The organism is Rickettsia endosymbiont of Proechinophthirus fluctus, from assembly GCF_001602635.1.
GTDB classification, from domain to species: domain Bacteria; phylum Pseudomonadota; class Alphaproteobacteria; order Rickettsiales; family Rickettsiaceae; genus Rickettsia; species Rickettsia rickettsii.
Window position 1 is genome coordinate 409,174 of sequence record NZ_LECS01000004.1, and the last position, 8,550, is coordinate 417,723.

The following is an 8,550-nucleotide window of genomic DNA, read 5'->3' on the forward strand; positions in this document are numbered from 1 at the left end:
CAACTGCAAGGAGTGTGGCAATCTCATAAAGTAGGGCTCCTGAGATTGCTGCGTCAAAATTTTCAATTTTTCCTCGCAATGACGTATTGATTCTCGCTATAAATATATAAAAACCAACATAGGAGAAAATAACATGACCTATTGCAACAAATCTAATCAAACCTCATATCCTTTTATCTTACCTGATTTACCTTATGAGAAAGAAAGTTTTAAACCATATTTTACTCTCGAGACTTTTGATTATCATCATGGTAAGCATCATAATACTTATGTACAAAATCTAAACAATTTACTCAAAGATAAAGAAGAATTACAAAAAAAAGATTTAGAAGAAATAATAGAATGGTCATCACAAAACTCAAATGCAGCTATTTTTAATAACGCAGCCCAAATATGGAATCATACCTTTTTTTGGCATTCAATAAAGCCACAGGGTGGAGGTAAGCCAAGCGGTAAAATATTAGCACAAATGAATAAAGATTTCGGTAACTTTGAAGAGTTTTGCAAACAGTTTAAGCAAGAGGCAGTAGGGCAATTCGGTAGCGGCTGGGCATGGCTTGTATATCACGATAACAGGTTACAAATTATAAAAACTGCTAATGCCGGTACACCTATAGCACACGGTATGAAGCCGCTTCTTGCATGTGATGTATGGGAACATGCTTATTATATTGATTATCGTAACAAACGACCTGATTATGTTGACATATTTATTAAGCATATGATCAACTGGAAGTTTGTAGAAGATAACTTAATAAAATAAAACTATGGCTGATATAAAGGTAAGAAAACATCCTATTATTAATAATCTGAAGCAAGAGTCACAAACTCCTGTAGTTAATGAGTAATCTGATATATTAGAGGAGTTAAAAGACCTAAAAAAATTCTACAATCTTCTAGCAATCAAACAAAAACATTGCAGGAGTTAGAGCAAGCACAGAAAGCTCCTATCGAATATTATAGCTTTTAGTGGACGAGGAGCTAAGGGAGCAATATATTCCGGAGCTTATGAGACAGCAAAAAAAAGCTGGTATTTTAGATAATGTCAAGGCGGTAGCAGGTTCTTCCGCTGGTGCTATAACTGCCACAGTGGTAGCTCTTGGGACACCCGCCTGAGCGATTTGAAGAAATTTCTAAAAATACAAATCTGCAAACTTTACTTGGAAAAAAAGGATTTTCTGTGGATATAGTACAGTTAAATAAAGATGGTAAACCTTTATATGCTCTATTAGGACTTGTTATTAAAGAAAATATAGGAAATTTTTTACAGAGATCAGATATAGTAAATGTTAAAGATGATAAAGCTCTTGATGAATTAAGAGAAAGATACAACCAAAAAGACGGTAAAATATATTTTAAGGATATAGCGTTACTGCGAAAATACAATCCAGTGCAGTATAAAGATTTAGTAATTATGACAACTCAGCACGAGACAAGTGAACTAACTATTTTCCATAGCTTTGATACGCCAAATGTTGAAATTACTTTAGCTTGCTGTGCTTCTGCTTCTATACCGCTTATTTTTAAGCCGGTAGAAATTGATAGTAAAAAATATATAGACGGCAGATATAGATATAGAGATAGTATACCAACAAAATATTTTAAAGGCAATGAACTGGAATTTGATACAAAAACAATAACTGATAATATGGAGGAGATTACCTTAGCTAAACAACAAGGTAGAACTCTAGCTATGGCTTTTGGTACGTGTATGGAAGCTGATGCAAATATTGCTATATATAGTGCAAAAAAATTTGAAAGCCCAAGTAATATCGTAAAGTTTTTAGCTGATATATTATTTAAGACACTTGCAAAAATAGGAGGAAAATTTAAATATACTGAAACTCTAAGAGCAACTAATAAACAGTTACGTGAAAATGCTTTAAACACTGCTGTTTTAGATACTACCGGAATAGATATTTTGGATTTCAAAGATGCACAAAAATATTCTAATTATATGCATATTAAAGGATATTGTCAAACTAGAGAACATTTGAATAATCATGACCTTGGCAAAGAAGCAGATAAAATATTTGACCATCAAAAATTTCTACTATAATGTTTATGAAGTTTATGATAATAAAAATCTACATAAAATATTGGGCACTAAATTGTTAGAAATGTTTATTCAGTCAAAAGAAAATAATACTTCTAAATGGCAAGAAGGAGTTATTGAAAATCATGATGATAAAGCAAAGATGTTATTATCATTTTGTAAAACCGGAGCATTAAACGAAAAAGAATTAAATGAAAAGCTTAAAGAATATGTAATTATTGCTGCAACTAGTCGTAATAATACACTAAAAGCCGATACAAACTCATTGAACGCTTTATTGTATACCTTAAATGATACTGCTGCTTCAAGTAAAATAAAAGATAGTTTCATTGAGGTACTTGGAATAGATAAAAATAAAGATGTAAGATTTGATAAAACTAAAACCTTTGATGAAAATATTGCTAAGTTTAAATTTACTAAACAAGATTTAGAAAGCTTTATAACTAAGAGTAAAAGCGAAGCACCAAAAATTCAAAGCAAATATAGTGTAGCTACAAGTCATGTCAGTAGGGGGCGAGTGAGGTGTTTTGATGTCATTCCTGCGAAAGCGGGAATGACATCAAGTGGGTTTTTCAAGCCATGCAACAAAACTCGCCTTTCCTCGCAATGACGGCTAATCAAAAAAATGAATATCGGTAAATTTAAACTAATTGTTTTTGACAAGCTAGACAGTACAAACTCTGAGGCTATGAAAATGGCTCAGAATACTAAAGTTGATTCAAACTATGCAGTACTTGCCAAATCTCAAACTAATGGACATGGTAGAAGCGGCAAACACTGGCAGTCTAGGTCAGGTAACTTACATGTAAGTTTACTAATAAAGCCTGATAAAGAGCTAGAATTAGTGCCGCAATTATCTTTTGTTACGGCACTTAGCGTTTATGATAGTATAACCTCTTTATGTCACTCCTATAGTTCTCTATGTCATTCCCGCGAAAGCGGGCATGACATAAGGAATGAAAATAACATTATACAACTAAAATGGCCCAATGATGTATTAATTAACAGTCGGAAAATTGCCGGTATACTTCTTGAATCTGTTAAAGTAGAAAATAATTATTACCTTATTATCGGTATCGGCATTAATATTAGCTATCACCCTGATAATATCGACCAGCCTACTACTAGCTTAATAAGCGAAAATCTACCACCTATAGAACCGCAAGCTTTACTTGAGATATTAATAGAAAATTTTGAAGAATATTATCAAATTTGGCATAATAACGGTTTTCCTTTTATTAGAAAAAAATGGTTAGAACATGCTTATAAGTTATATGAAAATATTAGCGTTAAATATCAAAATGATATAGTAACCGGTCTTTTTAAAGATATCGATAATACCGGCAGAATAATATTGCAACTACCGTCTAAAAAAATAATCTCTTTTTCCAATGCCGAACTTTTTTTTAGCAAAAAATATTACTAAATTTAAATTATAGATTTAATTTCTGTTAACTTCTACTTAAGCTCCAATTTAACAAAGTAATAAATATATGCCCCAAGAGAATAACAACCCAAGTTATCTATCTCAAGCGTTTTTAACAAATGCATATGAGCCATTAAACGAATTTAAAACACTTTCTTCTAATAACATTCGTACATTAATACAAGATTTTATAAAATTGAAAAAGCTTTTAAATGTACAATATTTACGGGTAATAATAACGCATGTGAAGGTTTAGTAGAATTATATGACGAAGTAATAAAAAATGCCTAATTAGGAACTTCAAAATATAAATATAACACAATTTAGAGATATTATGGTCTTAGTCGGAAGAGAACTTAAGCATAAACAATGTATAAATACCTCCTTATTGTCAGTAAATATTAATGAAAAATTTCTCAAACCATTGTTACTCACGTAAAAACTATTAAATATGTCAACAGCAAAATAGTGAAGATCCTTTCGCAATTAACGAGTCAGAAATATTTAATCAAAAATGCAAGGTTAAGCAGTACGGAATTTGAGCGATTTAATAGCTTTTTTAAAGCAAGATGTGGAAGTAATTTTGCTTTGAGATTTAGGAATTATTACGAACGAGTTATTTTACTAAACCGATTAATAATTAATAATAGTGTCATTCTATACATTAATGTAAGAACTATGGGCATTGTAGATTATAACGATGGTATAGTGACCTTACCAAGTCCCTTAGGTCAAGATGTAATTTTAACTGCTGATTTTATTTTTGACGTAACAGTTAGATTTAGTATAGATAGTTTTGAATATTCTTATTGTAATGACGGTTCTATAGAGTTATACAACATAGAGTTAGTGGAGGTGATTATATGAGTATTGCGATTGAAGAGGTAATTACAAAGCTTACGAATTTTGTTTATTGTTTTCAAATTAAGCGAGCTAGCGGTGAGGAATTAAACTTAACAAATAGCGATCATGCTATAAAAAGTGAAGAGAGAATTTTTGTACCGAATTCCAGTTTAGATTTAAAAGAAGCAGAATTTAACGATTCCGTACAAAACCATATAATCATTGCAGGTATTTTTGAGGAAAACAGCTATTATAACGGCGGTCAAATTATATTCAGCACAATCGTTTTAACAGTAAAGTTCTAAGCAATTTCGGTGATTTGATTATATTAGATATTATACCGGATTATGTTAAAGATGCCGAGGAAGTAAAAATTACTGCCGGATGTGATAAAAATTTTATAACCTGTTGCAATAAATTTAATAATGCTATAAATTTTAGGGACGAACCGCTAATACCAAAAAAAGATTTTATAAATTTAGTATAATCAATGAAACAAAGTTTTATAAAACTAGTATATGTAGAGCTACAGAATATAATAAATATGAAAAGCTCCAAACAACAGCAAAAAAAAGAAACGCAATTAATTGATTATTTTAAAATAGTTGAAAGTAATATATTATATACATTTCAAAAAATAAAACAGGGATATGAAAGAGACTAAACGTTTTTTTAACAAAAATAATAGATTAAATAAAGGTTATGCTAAGACTTTTAGTGTAAACGAACCTGATAATAATTTTTACCGTAAAAAATTTGAACATATATTACCGCCAATTGATTTAATCAGTGAGTATGAGAGTATTTATCCCGGTACTTTACAGGAATTAATGCATATGGCACAACAAGAGCAAGCTCATAAGCATGCTATAGACCTAAAAAACTTGAAAATACAGGCAAGAGTCGCTAAATTAACACGAATCTGTTTATTAATATTTGGAATTTGCCTTATAGTTTCAATTTTTTTTAAAACTTTCTAAATAAAATTAAAGATAAAATATTTTATTTACTTGTAATTTTAAATAAAATAAGTTAAATGCAATATATATTTATTTATAAACATAATACGGAGACATTTTATTTCTAAAAATAATTTTCCTAAGGCTAATAGAGAAATCAGAGCTAGAGAAGTGCGTTTAGTAGGCGAAAACGGCGAAATGCACGGCGTCGTAAATATTAGAGAAGCATTAGATATGGCGGAAAGAGCCGGTCTTGACTTAGTCGAGATATCACCGAATGCTGTACCACCTGTCTGTAAAATTCTAGATTTTGGTAAGTTTAAGTACGAAAGCAAAAAACGTTTACATGAAGCACGCAAAAAACAAAAAATCATCGTACTTAAAGAAATGAAATTTAAACCTAATATTAGTATAGGTGATTTTGAAACTAAGTTAAGAAAAATAAAAGAATTTTTAAAAGACGGAGATAAAGTAAAAATTTCTTTATGGTTTAAGGGACGAGAGATTCTTCATAAAGAGGTCGGTCAAGAACTATTTAAACGTATAGAAGTAGGGCTCGAAGGACTCGTTAAAATCGATCAGCATGCTAAAATGGAAGGTAAACAGATGATAATGATCGTTAGCCCTGATATTAAGGTGCAATAGCTACTCAAATCGTCATTGCGCGTGAACATAGAGAGTGTGGCAATCTCAGGAATTTTACTGTTTCATGAGGTTGCCGCGTCGAGGCTTGGCCTCTCCTCGCAATGACGTGTAATAACAACAATAAAAAGTCAAATCTAAATAAGTTATGCCGATTAAAATTTTAATGCCTGCTTTATCTCCAACTATGACGGAAGGAAATCTAGCTAGGTGGTTAAAAAAAGAAGGGGACAAAGTTAATCCTGGAGAAGTAATTGCTGAAATTGAAACAGATAAAGCAACGATGGAAGTAGAAGCAGTAGACGAAGGTATACTTGCCAAAATAGTTATCCCACAAAATAGTCAAAATGTACCTGTTAACTCTTTAATTGCCGTGTTAAGTGAAGAGGGAGAAGAAAAAACAGACATTGATGCGTTTATTGCAAAAAATAATAGTGTATCACCGTCACCGAAAACAGATGCTAATCTTCCGAAACCCCACGAGAATATAACTAATGTAGAAGAACAGGTAACAGTTATAAAACATGATGCTAGTAAAATATTCGCCTCACCGCTTGCAAAAAGACTTGCAAAAATGAGAAATATTAGATTTGAGAGCGTGAAAGGTAGCGGTCCGCACGGTAGAATAGTCAAACAAGATATCTTATCATATACTCCTAGCACTGCTCATAATAAAATAGTTATCAGAAATCCTGAAGAATATCGTTTAGTACCAAATAATAATATCCACAAGATTATAGCAAAGCGTCTGCTTGAATCTAAACAAACAGTTCCACATTTTTATTTATCTATAGAATGTAATGTCGATCAATTGTTAGATATAAGAGAAGACATTAATAAATCTTTTTCTGAAGATAAATCAACAAGGATATCGGTTAATGATTTTATTATTTTAGCAGTAGCCAAAGCTTTACAAGAAGTGCCAAATGCCAATGCTAGCTGGGGAGAAGATGCAATTAGATATTACAATAATATCGATATTTCAGTAGCGGTAGCGATTGAGAACGGGCTTGTTACACCGATAGTTAAAAATGCCAATCAAAAAAATATTCTAGAACTATCTCGTGAAATGAAAGCATTAATAAAGAAAGCAAAAGATAATAAATTAACCCCTGAAGAATTTCAAGGTGGAGGATTTACCATTTCTAACCTCGGTATGTACGGTATTAAGAATTTCAATGCTATAATTAACCCACCGCAAAGTTGTATAATGGGTGTCGGAGCTATTGCAAAACGTGCTATAGTCAAGAATGATCAAATAACTATAGCCACAATTATGGACGTAACTCTTTCTGCCGATCACCGAGTAGTAGACGGAGCAGTCGGTGCTGAGTTCTTGACAGCATTTAAAAAGTTTATAGAGAGTCCCGTTTTGATGTTGATATAAGTCGTCATTACGAGCAGCCATAGGCTGCGTGACAATCTCGTCAAATATCCTGAGATTGCTTCGTCACAACTTTCAGTTGCTTCTTGCAATAACGTTGAAATCTCACCCATAAACAAATCACAATAAAATAACATGCGTTTTTCAGATAATTTAGCAAAAATTTTAGACAAATACGAAAATTTAGGCAACAAACTATCTTCCGGCATTATGGGAGACGAGTTTGTTAAGGCATCTAAAGAATATGCAGAACTTGAAGATGTTGTAGCAAAAATTAAAGAATATAATAAGGCTAAATCTGAGCTTGAAGAAGCAAATAATTTGAAGCTAGAAGTGGGACTTGATAATGCCACTTTAGAAATGATTGAAGACGAAATATACACTCTTGAAAATTCGTTACCAAAACTTGAAAGAGCCGTAAAAATTGCTTTATTACCAAAAGATGATGCGGATAGTAAAAGTGCTATTATTGAAGTTAGAGCAGGAAGCGGCGGAGAAGAAGCGGCACTTTTTGCTGCCGTACTTTTTAATATGTATCAAAGATATGCTGAGTTAAAAGGATGGCGTTTTGAGATATTAGCAATTTCCGATACGGGAATAGGCGGTTATAAAGAAGCATCGGCGTCAATAAAAGGCAAAGATGTATTTTCTAAGCTCAAATTTGAGTCGGGCGTTCATAGAGTACAGAGAGTACCGGAAACGGAATCACAAGGACGTATTCATACTTCGGCAGCAACGGTTGCAGTACTTCCTGAGGCTGCAGAGGTTGATATTAAAATTGAAGATAAAGACTTAAGAATCGATACTTATAGAGCTTCAGGAGCTGGTGGACAGCACGTTAATACTACCGATTCTGCCGTACGTATAACTCATATCCCTACTGGTATTACCGTAGCCTTGCAAGATGAGAAGTCACAGCATAAAAATAAAGCAAAGGCATTAAAAATTCTACGTGCTAGAATTTATGAAGAAGAACGACGTAAAAAGGAACAAGAAAGAGCCGATAGCAGAAGAGGGCAGGTAGGTTCGGGAGATCGTTCGGAGCGGATACGTACTTATAATTTCCCACAGGGAAGAGTATCCGACCATAGAATACACTTAACACTTTATAAGATAGACGAAGTAGTTAAAAACGGACAATTAGATGAGTTTGTTGAAGCTTTAATTGCAGATGATGAAGCTAAAAAACTTTTGGAGATACGTCATTGTGAGTAGGCATTGTTGCGTGGATCAATTTCAC

Annotated in this window: 10 protein-coding genes and 1 pseudogene; all 11 read left to right on the top strand. The window is 32.5% G+C overall.

Annotation, left to right across the window (positions count from 1 at the left end; genetic code table 11):
- Window positions 1-133: 133 nt before the first annotated feature.
- The 11 genes and pseudogenes from BG75_RS03985 to prfA all read left to right on the top strand — a co-directional run bounded on the left by BG75_RS03985 (window position 134) and on the right by prfA (window position 8,525).
- Window positions 134-763 carry a superoxide dismutase gene (locus BG75_RS03985; protein ID WP_062811526.1) on the top strand — a complete coding sequence of 210 codons (630 nt, stop codon included), beginning with the start codon at window positions 134-136 and terminating at the stop codon, window positions 761-763.
- A 91-nt stretch (window positions 764-854) separates the two neighbouring features.
- Window positions 855-2,570 (top strand): annotated as a pseudogene (locus BG75_RS10620) (patatin-like phospholipase family protein); the annotation flags it as partial.
- A gap of 111 nt (window positions 2,571-2,681) precedes the next feature.
- Window positions 2,682-3,482 carry a biotin--[acetyl-CoA-carboxylase] ligase gene (locus BG75_RS04000; protein ID WP_062811527.1) on the top strand — a complete coding sequence of 267 codons (801 nt, stop codon included), beginning with the start codon at window positions 2,682-2,684 and terminating at the stop codon, window positions 3,480-3,482.
- 468 nt (window positions 3,483-3,950) lie between these two features.
- Window positions 3,951-4,349: a DUF2460 domain-containing protein gene (locus BG75_RS04005; RefSeq protein WP_062811528.1), complete on the top strand. Its 399-nt coding sequence runs from the start codon at window positions 3,951-3,953 to the stop codon at window positions 4,347-4,349.
- Window positions 4,346-4,630 carry a DUF2163 domain-containing protein gene (locus BG75_RS04010; RefSeq protein ID WP_062811529.1) on the top strand — a complete coding sequence of 95 codons (285 nt, stop codon included), beginning with the start codon at window positions 4,346-4,348 and terminating at the stop codon, window positions 4,628-4,630. Before BG75_RS04005 ends, BG75_RS04010 begins: the two co-directional genes overlap by 4 nt.
- A 14-nt stretch (window positions 4,631-4,644) precedes the next feature.
- Window positions 4,645-4,812 (top strand): phage BR0599 family protein, encoded by a 168-nt coding sequence (locus tag BG75_RS07430; RefSeq protein ID WP_084777217.1) that lies wholly within the window; start codon window positions 4,645-4,647, stop codon window positions 4,810-4,812.
- A gap of 3 nt (window positions 4,813-4,815) precedes the next feature.
- Window positions 4,816-4,989 (top strand): hypothetical protein, encoded by a 174-nt coding sequence (locus tag BG75_RS09000; protein WP_217284881.1) that lies wholly within the window; start codon window positions 4,816-4,818, stop codon window positions 4,987-4,989.
- Window positions 4,976-5,305 (top strand): DUF2335 domain-containing protein, encoded by a 330-nt coding sequence (locus tag BG75_RS04015; RefSeq protein WP_062811530.1) that lies wholly within the window; start codon window positions 4,976-4,978, stop codon window positions 5,303-5,305. Before BG75_RS09000 ends, BG75_RS04015 begins: the two co-directional genes overlap by 14 nt.
- Before the next feature lie 63 nt (window positions 5,306-5,368).
- Window positions 5,369-5,929: a translation initiation factor IF-3 gene (infC, locus tag BG75_RS04020; RefSeq protein ID WP_080508225.1), complete on the top strand. Its 561-nt coding sequence runs from the start codon at window positions 5,369-5,371 to the stop codon at window positions 5,927-5,929.
- A gap of 145 nt (window positions 5,930-6,074) precedes the next feature.
- Entirely contained in the window at window positions 6,075-7,313 is a 1,239-nt protein-coding gene (locus BG75_RS04025) for a pyruvate dehydrogenase complex dihydrolipoamide acetyltransferase (RefSeq protein WP_062811531.1), read from the top strand.
- Between the two features lie 132 nt (window positions 7,314-7,445).
- The gene (gene prfA, locus BG75_RS04030) at window positions 7,446-8,525 is read left to right on the top strand and encodes a peptide chain release factor 1 (protein ID WP_062811532.1); all 1,080 of its coding nucleotides are present in this window, start codon (window positions 7,446-7,448) and stop codon (window positions 8,523-8,525) included.
- Window positions 8,526-8,550: the final 25 nt, after the last annotated feature.

Coding starts and splice junctions, on each gene's coding strand:
- BG75_RS03985 (WP_062811526.1), top strand. CDS start 134: ATGACCTATTGCAACAAATCTAATCAAACCTCATATCCTTTTATCTTA.
- BG75_RS04000 (WP_062811527.1), top strand. CDS start 2,682: ATGAATATCGGTAAATTTAAACTAATTGTTTTTGACAAGCTAGACAGT.
- BG75_RS04010 (WP_062811529.1), top strand. CDS start 4,346: ATGAGTATTGCGATTGAAGAGGTAATTACAAAGCTTACGAATTTTGTT.
- BG75_RS09000 (WP_217284881.1), top strand. CDS start 4,816: ATGAAACAAAGTTTTATAAAACTAGTATATGTAGAGCTACAGAATATA.
- BG75_RS04015 (WP_062811530.1), top strand. CDS start 4,976: ATGAAAGAGACTAAACGTTTTTTTAACAAAAATAATAGATTAAATAAA.
- BG75_RS04025 (WP_062811531.1), top strand. CDS start 6,075: ATGCCGATTAAAATTTTAATGCCTGCTTTATCTCCAACTATGACGGAA.
- prfA (WP_062811532.1), top strand. CDS start 7,446: ATGCGTTTTTCAGATAATTTAGCAAAAATTTTAGACAAATACGAAAAT.